General features: G+C 48.4%; 18 protein-coding genes and 1 pseudogene. 6 read left to right on the plus strand and 13 right to left on the minus strand.

Annotation, left to right across the window (positions count from 1 at the left end):
• Positions 1–14: 14 nt before the first annotated feature.
• The 11 genes and pseudogenes from rstB to INF61_RS05325 form a co-directional block, all read right to left on the minus strand.
• On the minus strand, positions 15–1,313 hold the full coding sequence (gene rstB / locus INF61_RS05280; RefSeq protein WP_047365630.1) for a two-component system sensor histidine kinase RstB: 1,299 nt from the start codon (positions 1,311–1,313) through the stop codon (positions 15–17).
• A gap of 29 nt (positions 1,314–1,342) precedes the next feature.
• Positions 1,343–2,623 carry a site-specific integrase gene (locus INF61_RS05285; protein ID WP_193547576.1) on the minus strand — a complete coding sequence of 427 codons (1,281 nt, stop codon included), beginning with the start codon at positions 2,621–2,623 and terminating at the stop codon, positions 1,343–1,345.
• A complete protein-coding gene (xisR, locus tag INF61_RS05290; protein WP_047647992.1) occupies positions 2,623–2,838 on the minus strand; it encodes an excisionase family protein in 216 nt (71 codons plus the stop codon). Before xisR ends, INF61_RS05285 begins: the two co-directional genes overlap by 1 nt.
• 64 nt (positions 2,839–2,902) lie before the next feature.
• The gene (locus INF61_RS05295; RefSeq protein WP_020882485.1) at positions 2,903–3,145 is read right to left on the minus strand and encodes a DUF4060 family protein; all 243 of its coding nucleotides are present in this window, start codon (positions 3,143–3,145) and stop codon (positions 2,903–2,905) included.
• 38 nt (positions 3,146–3,183) lie between these two features.
• Positions 3,184–4,269 carry a RecT family recombinase gene (locus tag INF61_RS05300; RefSeq protein WP_193547577.1) on the minus strand — a complete coding sequence of 362 codons (1,086 nt, stop codon included), beginning with the start codon at positions 4,267–4,269 and terminating at the stop codon, positions 3,184–3,186.
• A 9-nt stretch (positions 4,270–4,278) separates the two neighbouring features.
• Positions 4,279–7,416 (minus strand): RecE family exodeoxyribonuclease, encoded by a 3,138-nt coding sequence (locus tag INF61_RS05305; RefSeq protein WP_193547578.1) that lies wholly within the window; start codon positions 7,414–7,416, stop codon positions 4,279–4,281.
• Positions 7,417–7,556: 140 nt separating this feature from the next.
• Positions 7,557–7,721, minus strand: a complete 165-nt coding sequence (locus INF61_RS05310; RefSeq protein WP_023296471.1) for a YdaE family protein — start codon at positions 7,719–7,721, stop codon at positions 7,557–7,559.
• Positions 7,714–7,866: pseudogene (locus tag INF61_RS22815) on the minus strand (hypothetical protein); the annotation flags it as partial. The pseudogene INF61_RS22815 and the gene INF61_RS05310, both read right to left, overlap by 8 nt.
• 416 nt (positions 7,867–8,282) lie before the next feature.
• Positions 8,283–8,456, minus strand: a complete 174-nt coding sequence (locus tag INF61_RS05315; protein ID WP_023296472.1) for a hypothetical protein — start codon at positions 8,454–8,456, stop codon at positions 8,283–8,285.
• Between the two features lie 35 nt (positions 8,457–8,491).
• Positions 8,492–9,376, minus strand: a complete 885-nt coding sequence (locus INF61_RS05320; protein WP_023296473.1) for a hypothetical protein — start codon at positions 9,374–9,376, stop codon at positions 8,492–8,494.
• Between the two features lie 172 nt (positions 9,377–9,548).
• Positions 9,549–9,929: a helix-turn-helix domain-containing protein gene (locus INF61_RS05325; RefSeq protein ID WP_032682300.1), complete on the minus strand. Its 381-nt coding sequence runs from the start codon at positions 9,927–9,929 to the stop codon at positions 9,549–9,551.
• A gap of 98 nt (positions 9,930–10,027) precedes the next feature.
• On the opposite strand from INF61_RS05325, the gene INF61_RS05330 reads away from it, so the two are divergent.
• The 4 genes from INF61_RS05330 to INF61_RS05345 all read left to right on the plus strand — a co-directional run bounded on the left by INF61_RS05330 (position 10,028) and on the right by INF61_RS05345 (position 12,491).
• Positions 10,028–10,246: a Cro/CI family transcriptional regulator gene (locus tag INF61_RS05330; RefSeq protein WP_071788679.1), complete on the plus strand. Its 219-nt coding sequence runs from the start codon at positions 10,028–10,030 to the stop codon at positions 10,244–10,246.
• Positions 10,247–10,248: 2 nt separating this feature from the next.
• Positions 10,249–10,800: a toxin YdaT family protein gene (locus INF61_RS05335; protein ID WP_193547579.1), complete on the plus strand. Its 552-nt coding sequence runs from the start codon at positions 10,249–10,251 to the stop codon at positions 10,798–10,800.
• An 84-nt stretch (positions 10,801–10,884) separates the two neighbouring features.
• Positions 10,885–11,802, plus strand: a complete 918-nt coding sequence (locus INF61_RS05340; RefSeq protein WP_193547580.1) for a replication protein — start codon at positions 10,885–10,887, stop codon at positions 11,800–11,802.
• Positions 11,799–12,491 carry a replication protein P gene (locus INF61_RS05345; RefSeq protein WP_193547581.1) on the plus strand — a complete coding sequence of 231 codons (693 nt, stop codon included), beginning with the start codon at positions 11,799–11,801 and terminating at the stop codon, positions 12,489–12,491. The genes INF61_RS05340 and INF61_RS05345 overlap by 4 nt, the downstream gene beginning before the upstream one ends.
• An 88-nt stretch (positions 12,492–12,579) precedes the next feature.
• On the opposite strand, the gene INF61_RS05350 is transcribed toward INF61_RS05345, so the two are convergent.
• Positions 12,580–12,984, minus strand: coding sequence for an ASCH domain-containing protein (locus INF61_RS05350; RefSeq protein WP_227413438.1), 405 nt, complete (start codon positions 12,982–12,984; stop codon positions 12,580–12,582).
• A 302-nt stretch (positions 12,985–13,286) separates the two neighbouring features.
• Positions 13,287–14,468, minus strand: coding sequence for a diguanylate phosphodiesterase (locus tag INF61_RS05355; protein ID WP_193547582.1), 1,182 nt, complete (start codon positions 14,466–14,468; stop codon positions 13,287–13,289).
• A gap of 488 nt (positions 14,469–14,956) precedes the next feature.
• Between INF61_RS05355 and INF61_RS05360 the strand changes: the two genes are divergently transcribed.
• Together INF61_RS05360 and INF61_RS05365 are read left to right on the plus strand one after the other, a co-directional pair.
• On the plus strand, positions 14,957–15,406 hold the full coding sequence (locus INF61_RS05360; protein ID WP_023324738.1) for a VOC family protein: 450 nt from the start codon (positions 14,957–14,959) through the stop codon (positions 15,404–15,406).
• A gap of 365 nt (positions 15,407–15,771) precedes the next feature.
• A complete protein-coding gene (locus tag INF61_RS05365; RefSeq protein ID WP_193547583.1) occupies positions 15,772–15,996 on the plus strand; it encodes a DinI family protein in 225 nt (74 codons plus the stop codon).
• Positions 15,997–16,346 lie beyond the last annotated feature (350 nt).

A 16,346-nucleotide genomic window follows, 5' to 3' on the forward strand; every position in this document is an offset into this window, starting at 1 on the left:
GCGTGCGGTTTAGGTCAGGCAGGTACGGGAAGGGGAATATTGTGATAGATCGGCCAGCTAAAGACGAACCGGGCCCCACCCAGCTCGCTCGCTTCGCAGCGAACCGAACCGCCCATCGCCTGGGCAATAGAACGGACAATAGCCAGCCCCAGACCACAGCCGCCGGTAGCCCGGTCGCGGCTGGGATCGAGGCGCACAAACGGCTCAAAAACTTTTTCACGCTCCGCCGGCTCAATGCCGGGGCCATCGTCTTCCACACACAGAATCGCCTGGCTTCCCTGCAAATCTAAACCTATGCGCAGCGTCGTTTCGCTGTAGCGCATGGCGTTGTTCATCAGATTATCCAGCACGCGTTCCATCAGGCGCATGTCCAGTGCGCCGTACGCGCCGGGGGTAATGGCTGTCAGCAGTTTTCGCTGAGGGTTAACGCTCTGCACATCGTTAATATGCGTCTGTAGCCAGGCGGGGAGATCCGGTGTACTGAGGTGCAACTCCGTCTGAGGCCGATCGAGGCGGGCATAGGTCAGCAGCTCTTCAATCAGCGCTTCAAGCTGGCCAATATCCCGATTGAGCGCCTGCGATTCCGCCCCGGTGAGGTTCTCGCTCATCTCCAGGCGATAACGCAGGCGTACCAGCGGAGTGCGCAGTTCATGCGCAATACCATCGATCAGCTGCTTCTTGCTGGCAATCAGGGCGTTGATGTTATCGGCCATCTGGTTGAAGGCAATACCGAGCCGGTCAAAACTGGAACCGCTGTCGAAATGTATGCGTTCAGTTAAATGACCCTCCCCAAAACGCTGTGCGGCGGATTCTAGTTTCAGCATGTCCTGCCAGTGCGGTCGCATCCAGATGAACACAGGTAAAGCGAGCGAAATGGCAATAAAGCCCAGCAGAGCGAGATCCAGCAGGCGCATCTGGTGCAGGTAATAGAGATAGGGCACTGGCCCGACGGCCAGAACATAATGGCTGCGCGGAATACGCTGAATGAAGGTATATTTCTCGTCCAGTGCGACGATGTCTCCGTCGCGCAGACGCTGCATCGCAGGCGGCGCTAAGTCAAAATCCTTCATGGGTTCGATACGCAAATCAAACGACAGATTCAGATCCAGCTCTTTTAACGTGCGCGCCCAGTCATGAGGAGGAATTTCTCGCAGCTCGCTACGCATCAGGTAGAGCGAGCTTTTCATCAGATCGTCCAGGGATTGCCTGCCCGCGCGCTCTGCGGTGAATTTGTAGACCAGCCCGACCAGCATGGTCATCACCAGAAAGCAGACAAACAGCAGGAGATAAAACTGCACAAACAGCTTTTTCATTAAATATCACCGGAAAATCAAGCAATTAATTATTTTGTTTTTAGCTTCAGGGGCACTATGGGGGCATTAGCATATCCGCCAAAGCGCTGATTCAAAAATGATACCTGATCGCTATCGAGAGCATTTATCCACGCAGAGTATACATGGAAGACCATCTCTGCATTCTCATGACCCATCTGATTCGCTATAAAAGCAGGATTAGCTCCTGCCGACAACATCCAGCACGCGTATGTATGACGCAATTGATAGGGGCGTCTGCGGCGAATGCCCGATCGTCTTACCGTAATATCCCATAGTGACACAATTGAGCTGACTGAATAATAGGCTGCTTGCCTTCCTTTCTGAGGTCGGGGCACAAATACAAAGTGCAGTTTCTGCGTTTCCGTTTTTCCGAACTCCCGGTGGTGAAAAGTGATTGGTACCTTAGGGGCACTCCCGGTAAGTTCTTTTTGAGCTCGCAAAGCTTCCAGAGCCGGCTCCAGTAACTTTATCGTCCGGTATCCAGCTTCGGTTTTGGGTGGTCCAAACAAGCCTTCCTGAGTAAGATTGCGTGCAATCGTAGCTTCGCCGGAATTAAGATCGATATCCTCCCAGGCAAGAGCGCAAAGCTCCCCGGGCCGAACTCCGGTGTAAGCAAAAAATTGCCACATGTTTTTCTGCTGAGCCGGAGCAGTCTCTTTCAACTGCTCAAACTCATGTCTCAAAAGCGGATCTGGTTTTGTTTGCCCTTTGCGAAGCCTTTTTATCCCGACATATGGTTGATATGAAATGACTTTATTTTTAACAGCATAGTCGAGGATTTGTCGCAGGATGGCCAGATAATAATCTACTGTTCTAACGGCGCGGCCAGTTTTATTTCTTCTGTTTTCGGGAGCATAGTTAGTCTCGCCAGTCAGTAATTCCTTTCTCCAGCCCAGAATGTCGCTGTTGGTGATGGATGCAACCAGCGTTTCAGGGCCGATTAGTTTCGTTAACGTTCTTACAGCTATCCCATAGCTTCTCGTGGCATTGGGTGAGAGATCGATTTTATGGTTTTCATACCAGATTGATGCAAGTTCGGCGAACGTCGTAATGTTTTTAGATGTATAAAACTTTGCTGCTACTTTTGACTCCGGAAACACGCCCCGGTAGTCAAAAGTACCCAGTTGAATCTCGCTTACAATTTTGGCCCTTAAATTCCCGGCTTTTTTGAGATTCGACGCATTTACGATCCATCCTTTTAATGTTTCTCGGCATCTAACGCCCTGAAATTTAAAACTTATTCGTATCTTATTGTTGTGGATCTCAACACCCGTTGGCATTGCAGCCATTATGCCTCCTTCACAAACCTATTAATGTTTGGGATGTTGTACCAGACAAGTCCTCGCTCTTCGGAGCTGCTTCCATCCAATGGGATTCTCTTAAAATGAACACCTTCTACCCAGGAGGTTTGGCGATAGCTTTTAATCTGACGATCTGTAAGGCCTGTCTTCTCTTTTAGTTTTGAAGCAACGCCCCATTCTGAATCGTAAATTACCTGCGACATGGTTCACCTCAGGTAACCGGCACGAGTATAGATATGCCGGTCTTTAGTCGTTGATATTTTAGTTTCAGTTTGCCTGGCCGGGCAGGGAACGCAGTCGGCGCATGCCTGTCATTGCTGTGGCCACGTAGCTTGCCTTGCAGTTGACCACCTCAACCCAGACCTTCACGCCTTCCACTCTCACCGTATAGGTCTCTTTCATCTTGCTGCGCCCATAGTCACCATATCTTTGCTGGTGGGCTGCGAGTGCGATTTCACATGCCTGGCGAGCCAAAGGGGATTGCTTACTGCCTCGATTAATCAGTCGCATTTCTTCTCCTTGAGGGAGGGTTTCCCCTCCCGATCTCGTTAGTCCACGTATTCCGGTTTCATATCCGCCAGGGTGATGCTGAACTGACCATGCAGCTCGTCGCCCAGATGGCGTTTCGACGATGCAAGAACGCGCTCTACTTCTGCGAACCGCGCAGCTGCATCAGGATCATCTGATGGTGGCAAGGAATTGATTGCGGCCTCAACCTTGTTGCGTGCGTCTACCAGGTAATAACGCTTCACGGCCTTGTTTTTCAGCTCAGTGAACAGGGCAGAACCCAGCGTTGCTTTCACGGTTTCAATATCTGCGCGCAGAGCTTTAGCGCTATCAACATCCTGAGCCGCCTCGATGCGGTCACGGAAATCATCAGCAAGTGCATCGATGTTTTGAGCTGATTCCTGAGCCGTTTGCGTTGTAGTGACGTTGTCACCTGAAATGTCTGCAAGGCTTACGTGCTGCGCTGAGGCAGGGTTTACCTCTCGTTCTTCACGGCGATCATCCAATTCATCGGGGGTATAAACGCCCAGAATCACATCCGGACAGAACAGTCTCGCCCAACGTTTGACAGCCAGGTACGCCAGCTGCTGGCGAGGGTCGTCAGCCCACAGGGTAGAGTTTCGGGTACGGGCCTGAGCCAGCAGTAAATCCAGTTCTCTCGGCTGGTCTTCACCTTTCAGGGTTGCGCGGATAATGATGCCGATCCCGGCTTCGTCAGCCAGGGTCCAGCCCGGGACGCGGTACTCGCCTTTATCGCCTTTACGGATGTGGAATTTTCCTACAACCTTTTCCCATGGACCGTACCACTCATAATCAAAACGACTGGCAAGCACGCCGCTGCGTGAAATGACGGCATTAACCAGTTGAGCTTCATACCCGAGCACACCGTTAATCAGGTGCGTCTTCTGCGCCACGGCAAAGGGATTCATCTGCCACTGTGCCGCTTGCATTGCTACCGCCATGCAGTCGGCCTGATTACCCTGTAAGTGTTTAGGAACAGTCGCGGTGCCTTGCGCCATGATCTGCGCGAACGTGCTGATGGCGTTTAGATACTGGGAATCGAACAAAGCCACGTTTGAGTTAACAACGGTGTTTTGGTCAGTAACCGTAACATTAGTATTTTGCATAAATCCCCCTTAAGCCTGAGCGCGCAGCGCTTCAAGGCGGCGCAGGTCGAAGTCGTTCAGTTCGTCGGTGTAATCGTCGATGATTGGCGCTGGCCATTCCCCTGTGTCGAAGCCGGTTGCTATAGCGCGCATTGCTTTTCGGTACTCGAGCATGCCCAGTTCCAGAAGGTCTGCGGATGCCTCGATGATGGCGATCCAGTGATAGTTCTCGTCTTTGTTGACGAAAATCCAGAAGAACTGGTCCAGCGCCGCGGTTTCGCAGTACATAGCCGCGCTCAGGTGATAATCACGTTCAATGATTTCCCGGTGTAGCCTGGCGCGCAGGCTTTCCTGCTTAACGTTCCACATGCTGATGGTTTTCAGGTCAGCACCAATACGCACGCCGTCCAGGTCGATCTCAAGGTCAGGGCGCACACGAACTTCCAGGCCCGTCTCCTCATCAAAGCCGAAGTAACTCACCTCGACGGCGCGGCTCGGGTGGGTCAGCAGCATGCCAGCGGTCGGGTGTGCCAGGAGTGCAGATTGAATTGCCCGCGCTGTGGCCAGTTGCTGGCGGGTAACCAGAATCTTTTCGCCAGGGTTGTCGCGCCAGGCATCCAGCAGTTCGTCGGCGAATATGGCATCGGCCTTAACTGACTTAACTGCCTGGATCATGTCTGCTTTAGTGCCGGACACTTTCAGCGGCGTCGGTTTCTGCGCTTCCTGTGCGACCAAATCAGGATTGATGATCGCTAATTGCTCGAGTAGCGCATCACGGCTGCCGCTGGTTTTAACCGGCACGGGCAGGGTGGCGTTGTACTCTTTAATGCATGCCTTCATTGCCGTTGCTGTCTGTTTATGGCCTTCTTCAATACGCTGGTAGTCAGCTGGGAGAGCCATATAGCTTTGAGCCGTTTCTTCCAGGCTCGCGCCAAGCGGCACTGGAGCGGGAAGGGATGCGTTATGTTGTTCAAGCAACGCTTTAATCTCGTCAGCACTCAGCAGCGCCGGCAGGCTGGCGTTGTACGCGTCGATGAACTCGCGCAGGGTTGCGGTGGTGGTGAAAGCATCCTCCGGGATCTCCGGTTCTAAGCTGAACTCTGCTTCGAGGTTTTCCGGCTGCAATGCAAGGGCATGCACCAGGTTTCCCATGTCCAGCACTTTTGATGCTATGCGAGGGATAGTTTTAGCTACATGGCGCGCATTGAAGTACATCAGGCTGACGCGGGCATCTTTTACCTGAGTTGAGCTGATGCCGTTTGCTGCGTGATAAACATCATTCGGCAGACCTTCGTAGCGGCCAGGTTCGAAGTAGGCCGGGTATTCGATTACTGGCTCTGACTGTTGCTCTTCCGGCGCTATGGAATCTGACTGCGTATTAGCTGCATAAGCGCCTTCGCCTTGTTGTACCGAATCAACATCTTCGTCTTTCTCTGGCTTAGCTGTTTCCATCTGCACATCGCTGGTGGTCTCCGATGTGTATTTCGTGTTTTCGACTTCATTTGAGGAGGTATTGACGACCGGTTCGGTATTTCCATCCATCAGGCCATCGATGGAGAACACGCCGCTGCCTAGATTTTCAACCTGCGGTTGTTCAGCTGGGGCTTCAGTCTCAACTACAGGAGTAGGCAACGGCAGTAATTTCACAGCAGAGTTAAATTCAGCCGTCATGGTTTTATTCACAAACTCAAGATGAGCCGCTGGCGTGTGGTGGATGTTTTCTGGCGCGATGCGGATCAAGTTAAAGATTGCCGCACGGTTAACCGCCAGTATGCCGGGCTGATTACGCAGGATGGCGCTCCATGACTTCCATGGTTCTTCTTTCTTCGCCACGATTTCTTTGGCACGTTGTAACACGCTCGAAGGAATTTCGAAGTGGTGGAAGTCCATAGGCAGTAGGGCGCATGCGATCTCAAGATCGAGAGTGTCCAGAGTGTGATGCGCGCCTGCGCCGCGATCCGTTACATAGCCGCCGTCGGCATTGGTACCAGCATCGGTGCGCTGAACATTACTAATGCGGTTACCGGCTGCCCATTCGCGAACGAGAATGCCGCGGTTAATGTAATCAGTCGCAGCCCAGATTCTGGTGAATCGGAGAACCAAAGCGAGTTCGTGACGCTTCTCCTGGCTGAACACTTTGCGAATGGCGTCGGTGTAGCGCCACAGGTCTTTGGTATCGTAACCCTTCACCTCTTCGCAGTTTTCTGCCGCCAGCAGCAGGTTCTGGACATAGCTGTTGTCTGTGTCCATTTCAAGCGCGCTGATACCTTCGTATTCTTCGCGGGTTAAGTGGTGGCGCAGTTCATCGGCGGTGAACTGAGCGAGTAGCTGCTTGCGAAATGGCATACGAACGACCGGATAACGTGTGGTTTCGTCATCATTCTCGTCAATCTGAATACCGTTTTCAGGTTCTGGAACCTGATCGGTTGTAAAATCGGCGTCGCTGGTTCTTTCTGATTTGAGCAGAGTAAGCTTTCCGTTCCTCCACTCTCTCACTACCTCATTACGGTCGCCGGCATCTACTCTCAACCAGTCGGCCATGAAAGCAGTAAGTAGCTTTACTTCGTGCTCTTCATCTGGCGCGAAGACCTGCTTAATCGCCTGAACCAGTTTCCACTCAGCGTTAAGGCTGAGTTCGGCAACTTCAGGGATGTCGTTCTTCGCCAGCAGCATGTTCTGAAGATAGGTGTTGCCTTCATCCAGTGACATTTCGCTGGCAGCCAGCTGCTGCTCTTTAGTGATATGTGACTGGTATTTGTCGCTGGTCATGTGGACGGCAAAACGGACCGCTGGAGTGCGGTTTTCAAGCGGAACACTCTCGATGGAAGTTTCGACTTTAACGGTCGGTTCCGGTGCCGCAGTATTGTCCACGGCTCCAGTAGACTCAGCACCAGCCTTTGGCAGCCAGGAGCGTCCATCGTCCTGGAGGGCGTAGCGTTTGCACCAGGTGTAATCCACTGTGCTTTCTTCCGGCAGGTCGTTGTAAACAGGGAAATCGGTGCGAACCGGTTTGGCATAATCCTTACCGCGGCCGGTTTCAATACCGGCATCTTCCAGCTCAACATCGAGCTGTAGGTTTGCACGGGCTTCTGATTTAGCAGTGAACCAAATCACTGCGTCTTCTTTGCCAGATTTCTGCGTAGCCTTAACTACATAGAAAAATTCCATGTGAGATCCTCTTTTTTGGATGTAAGATCCCCGGGCCAGAGATAGCGCCCATTGGGTGAACTTTGGTTGTTTAAGTAGTTTTCCGGTGTAACTTTGGTCGGGAGCACCGGACGTACGGGCCGCCTTGCGCGGCTTTTACGTTATGCCTCGTGGGCCATCTGGTCGTACGAAGCACAACGTTCAGAGCAGTATTCTTTTTCTTTGCGCGCCAGCTGTGAGCCGTTGCGATAGAGAAGGGTGCTTTTAACTACTTCCTCCGGTTCAACCGGCTTGCCGCAGTACCCGCATTTCGTCGAGTTACACATCTGGATCCCCCTTTTGCGCCAGCAGGTAGCATAAGCGGCGAAGAATCACTTCGAAGAAGTTCAGCTTTACAGCCTGTTGCCGTCCTGGTTTGCGTGCGAAATCAATCATTCTCACCCTCGTTTGCCTTATCGCCGGCCAGCGGAACATTTACACCTGATGCGCGTTAATCTCTCCACCTCATCCGACTGTTCGTATGCCGTCGGCGGCTACTTCGTGGGCGTCCTGCCTTGGTGGTTCGTGTTTGTGAAATAAGTAAAACATTGCTTTACACAATAGTCAAGTTTTGCTTTATATGATGGGTGAGCTAATGCTTTACCATATTGAGAATCTGTAGGTGATGGTTAAGAAATGAGCTTGCAGGTTTGTGATTAAAACTCCGCTTCGGGGGAAAGGAGGGCCTGATCTTGGAAAGGGGCTTTTCGAGCGGAGGATAGAGTTAGTGCTGGATATTCTGAGGAAAGATCATCTCTTAAGTCCTGATGTAAAGGACCGGGTTCGGAGTTGGTATGGTGAAAGGTAAATGATAAAAACCCGGCTCGGTGGCCGGGTTTTTATGGAGATTAACGCGGTTGGTAAACTTGAGCTGTTGGACCATACGCTAAAGTAAACTTAGGCGTGTTTAAGAGGCCTAAATCTTTAAGATTTTCAATCATTTCTTTCTGATTACGGCTAATAGAAACTTGCTTCAATTCCGCAACTTTTTCATGTACGGGTTTCGCCTGAACACGGGTCATTTGGCTTCCTCTGTTACGATTCTTCGCTAACATAATTAAAATGGTATCGAACTTATAGCTACGATTTCTCTGTTTGTCTTATACCTGAATTCATTCAACAACTTATGCAATTCGTTAATCGCTAAACGCATGTCTTGCTGGTTTGTGTAATCTTCTATCTTCAATCTTAGATCATAAACTATAGTATTGATTCCGATTGTTCTACTATGAGAATGCCATTTTTTGTTGTCTGAGAGCACCGTGGCGATTTCTCTAGCTCGTTCAATCTTCTCATCCTGGGTCACAGGCTGACCAAGTTTAGCAGCATTTGTTTCATGCACTTGCCAGTCACGAAATTTGAATTCTACCAACCATTTTTTTAGAAGGTCTTTGGACAATTCGCGAGCTTCTTCGTAACGTCTTAACTCAGCAAGATCTAAATTGTTGACCATCATTAACTCAGCTTGCGTGATTGAGCCTGAAGCTGATTTGGCGATTATTTCTTCAACTTTGTCAAGATATCCTAAAGCTGGGACCCATTTACCATCAGAGGATTGAACTTGCGGATCAATGGGGCCGAGTGATGATGCATAGTCCATATAGATTTTATCACCAGACATACACCAAATGGTTCCAGCTGACATAGCACTATCCGGCACGATAAAATAGACTTCATGATAGAAATGTCTAGTAATTTCTACCATTTTCTCTACAGCCTCAACACTACCACCATTTGTTTGAAGCAATATCACAAGAAACCTATGTTCACGGTTAAGGGCAAAAGTACCTAGTTCTTCTATAACTGGTTGATAAACAAACTTTGCCCAATCAGTAATCCCACCGTAGTATGTAATAATGTCACATTCTTGGAAAAACTGTAGCCTGAATTCGTTGAGCTTGTATTTGATATACCCTTCAAGTGTAGTCTCTAAGTTATCCATAAGTTTTCCTGAACAGCCCTGGCAAACACATAACCTTCTGTTCTAATGACAGATAGGTGGTTCTTTAAAGTTAGCCTCATGATTTTATGGAATTAATAAACCGCTCAGAATGAATAAAATCACAAAGGATTATGACTAAGGGGATATTTTATTGTAAATTCATCATGTTACGCTAATCACCTTTGATCCTTCGGCTCATGTACTTCTCATAAAGCTCATCCAATTCCTTCAGCCGTAATGACATGATACGCAATATGTTTTGCTGTTCATTTTCATCGGGAAGTTGCCTGTAGAGTTCCAACAGACGCTGCTCGTCAGGTTTAAGGCCATCTTTCTCTCCGACATCTTCACCCAACAACCATGGGACAGAAACTCCAGTAGCATCAGCCAAAGCTAGCGCAGATTCTTTACTGATTCTTCCTGTTTTGAACCAACCTGAAACAGCTTGCTTGCTGACGCCAGCAATCTTGGCCATTTCGGTTTTTGAAATGCCCTTAGCGTTCAATTCTAGAAGTCTGTCTACCAGACCATTAATCGGTTTTTTTTCGCTCATACCCGCATTGTAAATGTTTGCTTTACTTCTTGATAGGCATGCATCAATTGACTGTATGGTAAATTGATGCTTTACTTTGTGCCTTCAAAGGAGGTCACATGAATGGTATTGAACATGCTATCCGCTCGTTTGGCTCAGCAAGTGCACTTAGTTCCGCTATCGGTGTTTCAAAAATGGCAGTCTCCCTATGGCGAAAAAATGGCGTGCCGGCAGAACGGGTTTTAACAATTTTCAGGGCAACCGGAATTTCCCCGCACGAATTGCGCCCAGATCTCTACCCAAACCCCACAGATGGTTTACCTAAACAGGAGCCTTAACAATGCAAACTTTTTCATTTCAACAGAGTAGCAGAGCTTCCTCTAATCCAATGATATTCCCGTGTCATCAAAGCGAATCGGCAGAGCGGGATATTGATCATCGCGATATCTGCTCAGCGGTTCGAGCTTGGGCTGCGGCAGAAGGGCGCGTAGCTGTTGCGCTTCAAATCCAAGAAGCAGCGGAAGAACTTCAAGTTGTTGGCGTGGATTTTTCAGGCCAGGCCGATGTCTGGAACGTGAAGCTGTTCCGTTGGCTGGATAACAAAGAAGACTCCGCATCGTACCGAAAGAACGTCGAACAGCTGGTGCCCGCGATCATGTCTGTATTACCACTTCGATACCGCGACCGTGTCGTAAAGAACGACTCGTTTGCCTACCGGATGGCTAGGTTGGAAAAAGAGGTGAGTGAGGCGAAGCAAGCTCTGATGCTCGATGCACCGAAGAAGGAAAAGCTGAAGGAGTTAGGCGAGGGGATTTTCGAGATGTTCCGTGTCGATCCGGATCTAACAGCGCCGTTGCTGGCGATGGTCACAACCCTGCTGGGGGCAATGTGAATACTTCAGAAAAGGCGAAAGCCGGTCTGCGCGAACAGAACCGACTTTCAGGTGCAAAAACGGAGTGTAATTGCGGAGCTAAGTATGTCAAACACAGCTGAAATTATCAATTTCCCCAACAGAACTGAACAACCGGGAGGTCGTATGGCCGACCTGTCGAACGGGTATACCAAGGTCGCTAACGAAATCCAACAGCTCAAGCCTCGTCTGAGAATGTCAGGCCGGGAGTGGCAGTGTTTTGAGGCGGTGATCTGGCTTACCTACGGCTGGAACAAGAAACAGGACCGCGTTACAAACACGGTTATCGCTGAGCTTACAGGGCTGAGTGATTCGCATGTTTCTGATGCGCTCAAATCGCTCGCAGAACGCAAAATTATCTTCAGTCAAAAGCAGGGCGTTATGAAAACTGTTGGTATAAATACTGACCTTTCTGCCTGGATTTTAGACAAACCGAAAACGGGAAAAGTCTTCCCGAAATCGGGAAAAGTGTTACCGAAAACGGGAAAAACCTTCCCGGAAACGGTAGACACCCAAGACTATAACAAGAACAATATTAAAAGATCCTCGTCTCGGAATTCTGACGAATCCCGAAACCAGAAAACTCAAAAGTTTCTCTCGCGCCATCCAGAAGCTGCCGCCGGGATATACACCCCGGCAGGTAAATCATGGGGATCCGCTGACGACCTCAAGGCCGCTCGCTGGATTTACGACAGGCTTCTCACCGTCAACGCATCGCTATCTGAACCAAACTGGGCTGAATGGGCAAACACCATCAGGCTGATGCGCGTCCAGGATAAGCGTACTCACTACGAAATCTGTGACCTGTTCCAGTGGGCCAACCGGGACGAGTTCTGGAAAGACAACATCCTGAGCCCTTCAAGTCTGCGAAAGCAGTGGGATCAGCTCACTACAAAACGGCTACGCGCTACCGGAACGGCAAAGCCATCCCGGAGCGGCATCGACCTGCATAACACCGACTGGATTGACGGGGTGATGGAATGAAAAATCTTGCCGAGAGTATTCGCAATTTTGACAGGGAACAGGCTCGCCGCGTAGCGCACAACCTGCCTGAGCAGTACACCGAGCGCGAACAAACGCAGCAGGTGGCGCAAATTATCAACGGGCTTTTCGTACAACTGGCCGCCGCGTTCCCGGCAAGCCTGGTCAATCGTAGTCAGGAGGACATGAACGAGATCCGCCGACAGTGGGTGCTGGCCTTCAAAGAAAACGGGATTACCACATTGGAGCAGGTTGAAGCCGGTATGCGCATGGTACGGCGCCAAGAGCGTCCATTCCTGCCTTCGCCTGGCCAGTTCATCAAGTGGTGCAGGGAAGGGCGATGCGTGCTGGGGATCACCACCGCTGATGTGATGGCTGAATACTGGAAGTGGCGTAAGCTGGTGTTCCGGTATCCGAGTAGTGAGCAGTATCCGTGGCCGAAGCCGGTTTTTTACCACATCTGTCTAGAGTTGCGGCGCCGCGGAACTGATGGCCAACTGAGTCAGAAAGAACTTGAGCGTGAAGCTGGCGAAATTCTGGATATGTGGGAAAAGCGGGTGCTGGCAGGGAAGCCGATCCCGCCTGTTCGACGGGCGTTGGCAGCACCAGTAGCTCCGCCGGGGCCAACACCAGTGGAGCTCTTGAAAGCCAAATACGAGCGGTTGAAAGCCGATGGGAGGGCACAGGGATGAAATGGTCCGCTTTGAGCGAAAAGCGGATGTCAAAATCATGGCGATAGTGATGTTATTCTACATTAGACATAACAACCCGGCCACGAACTCACGTATCAGGCGGTAAATGGTGGATGACTACAACCTCGGAATCCATCTTTATGGACGGATAGTGCTCACGCATCCCTTCCAGCATTTCGGCATCCGGCCATTCCGCACTTTTATTAAGCCTGGCCGCAACGACAGAAAGTGGCATTTTTTCAACGTGCGTGACACATACCATGACCGTGTCAGAGGCATCCTGAGCATTTTCGTAAAGCATAGGGCCCGGCACAATTTCCCGTTCCCGCCAGCGGATGGTATGAAGCTTCCTGCCTGCGCGGACGTCCGGCAGCAGGCGAGGCACGATCTTAAGTTTCTGCAATGACATTATCTCCGGTGAAAAGGCTCCTCCCGGGGGCGGGTGAGTGATGACGAAATATCCTGCGGCTACCACGCATCCCATTTTTAACATAACAATGCTTTCCTGCACCACTTGATAGGACCTCATCTCGTTTCGCGGCCTCAAGCCTGTTTACAGTATCTTTTCCTGTCTGTATATCGAAACGCGCCTGATTATCCCGGCTTGTTTGCATAACTATGCTGCGAATGTAGTTCTAGATGGATTAGTGAATGTAAATGTTAGAAACATCCGCTTCTGGTACAAAGCTGAAATTCCAGCCTGTGTATGACCGTAAAAACTACCTTCACGTGATAAGCCGCTTCGGGTAGTGACGAGGCGCTTTTGTGACATGCTGGAAAACCAACTAGTTCTTTTTAACATTCGCTGAATTCATTAGATTCTGGCCAGAAGATCTTCAAATATCCATTTTTATCATATTTTGAAAAAAGATTGCCCTGGAAGCAAAATATCCCAGCGGATTCGAGCCACATCCATTCTTCTGTCTGCTCGACTCCTGTAGCACAGATTCTTATTTCCAAAAGTTCACAGCAGCGGATTAAGCTTACGAGTATAGCCTGCTTGGAACCTTCTTTATGTATATTGTGTATCAGTTGCGGGTGTATTTTGAGCTTCTCAGGCTGGAATTTCGAAAGAAACAATAAACCTGCATTACCCATACCAAAGTCATTAATAGCAACGCTTAATCCGCAACTTTTGAGTATCTGCACTGAATGCGCGAACTCATCAATTTCAGGGATTATTTCGCTCTCTGAAAACTCAACTATAACTTGTTCTGGGTATAAGTTACTTTCTCTGATATAATCGAGCAATATTTCAATCGCATCAGGCACCCTCAGTAAGGTTAAAGGCAGGAGTGTTATTGATATTCGTTGTGAGGAGTTAATGAACTTCCCTGCGATTTTTAACAAATCTTTCTTCGATTCCAAATCAAAAAATAAATTATTAGCTTTTATATCGTCTTTGTCTGATTTTGCACTCAAGACAAAAGAATGAATCTGGCTAGCGAGTGGATCTATAACTGCATGCATGTCTTGGATTATAGCGGGATCGACCGATGATACATCTATTTGCTCGGATGAAAAAAACCAACTGAATCTATCAGGAAGTACATAATAGCTATCTGTCTCAGCCGAATCTATAAATGTACGGAAAAACCTTAAAGCTCTGTCGTTGTAAAGCAATTTATGTTGGGTTGTTCCACGTTGAAGAACCCTGTCCAGACACTCGTCTTTACTGAATAGTCTTATATCAATTAATTCCATGCCGGAGCGACCAAATCGTCGATAGGGGGCATAATCGGATAAGAGTTCTACAATGTTAAAGTGAAGTGTATCCAGACAAATCTTTTTATAGATTTGCATAACAGCTACTTCATCACCTTCAAGAAGCTGTAAGAAATGAATCCCATTGAAAAGTAAAACACCAGTTACTCCCGCACGTTCATTTCGGGAATTGGCTTCACTGACCATGTCAATAATGGATTGAATTGGTGCATCAGCTCGCAGGTGGCTTCGGTAGATGAGAGTAGTAAGCATAGTTGCACACTTTTAAGGATTTTCTTCTAAAGTAGCATGAGAAAGGACAGTTAGTGCTATTTTACTGAAAAAATTTACAAAAAAGAGTTCTGTGACCTTAAAATTGTCTATGAAGAGTAGAATGCTTAACAAAAAAAACCATTCAATAAACGTGGTTAAAGCCCGCGAGATATGTTTGGCTCTGCAACATCAAATCGCCTGGTGTGCACACGTGACAAAGTAAAAATTAATTCTAAGATTGTGGTAGTAAAAATGATTACATGGAGTTTCTAATGGTTTTTATTGCGGCTTTAACTTTATCTTTTCTTCTGTGCGTAGCGGGCCTTATCTTCATTTTGCTGGAGTTAGTTAGCATAGGCTGCAACCCTGAACGACATTGAACAATACGTGCAAGAAATCCAGCAAATTATTGATTGAAAGGCTCTTGACCTCAATTTAACTTGAGCTTTTAAGATGGCGATTCTGGAGATAGTCAAAGGATTAGCCTAATGAAAGAGATTGATGTCGGTTTTACGCACGTTGCGTTTGTTGTTAGAGATTTGGATAAAAGTATTGATTTTTACGGCCGTTATGCTGGCATGGAAGTCGTACACAGGCGAGAGCCTGACCTTCCGGAGGCACGTAAAGTCGCGTGGTTAAGTGACCTAACTCGCCCTTTTGCGCTTGTCCTTGTCCAGGTTGATGCTGTGACTGACACCCCTTTAGGTAATTTTGGTCACTTGGGAGTAGCTTGTTCAAGCATTGAAGAAATCGACAATAAAGTAGCGATGGCCAGGATGGAGGGCATCTTGCGAAAAGAACCTGTTCAGGCAGGGGAACCGGTAGGTTATTATGTCTTCTTCGCTGATCCTGATGGTAACACACTTGAACTTTCTTATGGTCAGAAAGTCGGGATCGAGGCTTTTCGTCATTATGATACAGTGCCTGCATCTCAGTAAATTTCGATAACCGGTTGGATTACATTACGCTCTGGTAATGTTTCATATCGTTTTAGAGCTTGCTGATTAATTTGTTGCTAGTAACAGCAAGCTCCATATTAGCCTTTACAGATTTTCATTTTATTAATCTCATTTCTAAGCCACAATTTAGTAGCGAAACTGCACCAAACTCCGCTGAAATCTATTCAACATAACTATTGTGTAGACCTCCAAATCTGAGATCTGCCCCATATCGTACTTAAAACATATACCTGTAAGCCTGAAAGCGCTCCATAGTGCGAACACTCTTTAATCGTTGCAAAATCCGTGAGATACGTTTATAAATATACTGTATATGTATACAGTTGTTCATTGCGGAGGGAAAAATGAAAATCGAGTTAACCATTGATCGCATGAAGAAACTTCCTGTTGGAGCTATACCTGCGCTCGAGTCAGAACTGCTCAAAAGACTTAGCAAGCAGTTTGATGGTTGCCAGATTACGATTAAGCGTGCCAGTAATAATGGTTTGACTGTTTTCGGGGGCGACAAGAAAGAGGTCGAACATATCGTGCAGGAGACTTGGGAAAGCGCGGACGAGTGGTTTTATTAATCGCGTGAATTTGACTGGAGCAGTTTCAAAGAGTATCGCTGTTTGCGTTCCCCTGGCTGTTCCCGATTACTGTTTGCCGCGTTAATAAGTCGCTCTGGGGGGAAATAGTGTGTAGTGCAGATGCCTTTAATGCAGATGATCAATGGTACGACGTGGTCAGAAGGGCCGATAATGCAGTTATCTATAGCTTCCCGGCGGAAGGGAGATATCTGGTTTATCGAGTAAATGGAATAGTTTCATTACGACCCTTACTCGAAGAGGAAGAAATCTTCACTCTTAACGGGTTTATGCAATTTGCAAAACGGCTTGGGTACCGAATTACACCACCGTCTGATATCATTCTTTCATAG

Source organism: Enterobacter cloacae complex sp. P18RS, assembly GCF_014982105.1.
Lineage (GTDB): Bacteria > Pseudomonadota > Gammaproteobacteria > Enterobacterales > Enterobacteriaceae > Enterobacter > Enterobacter hormaechei_C.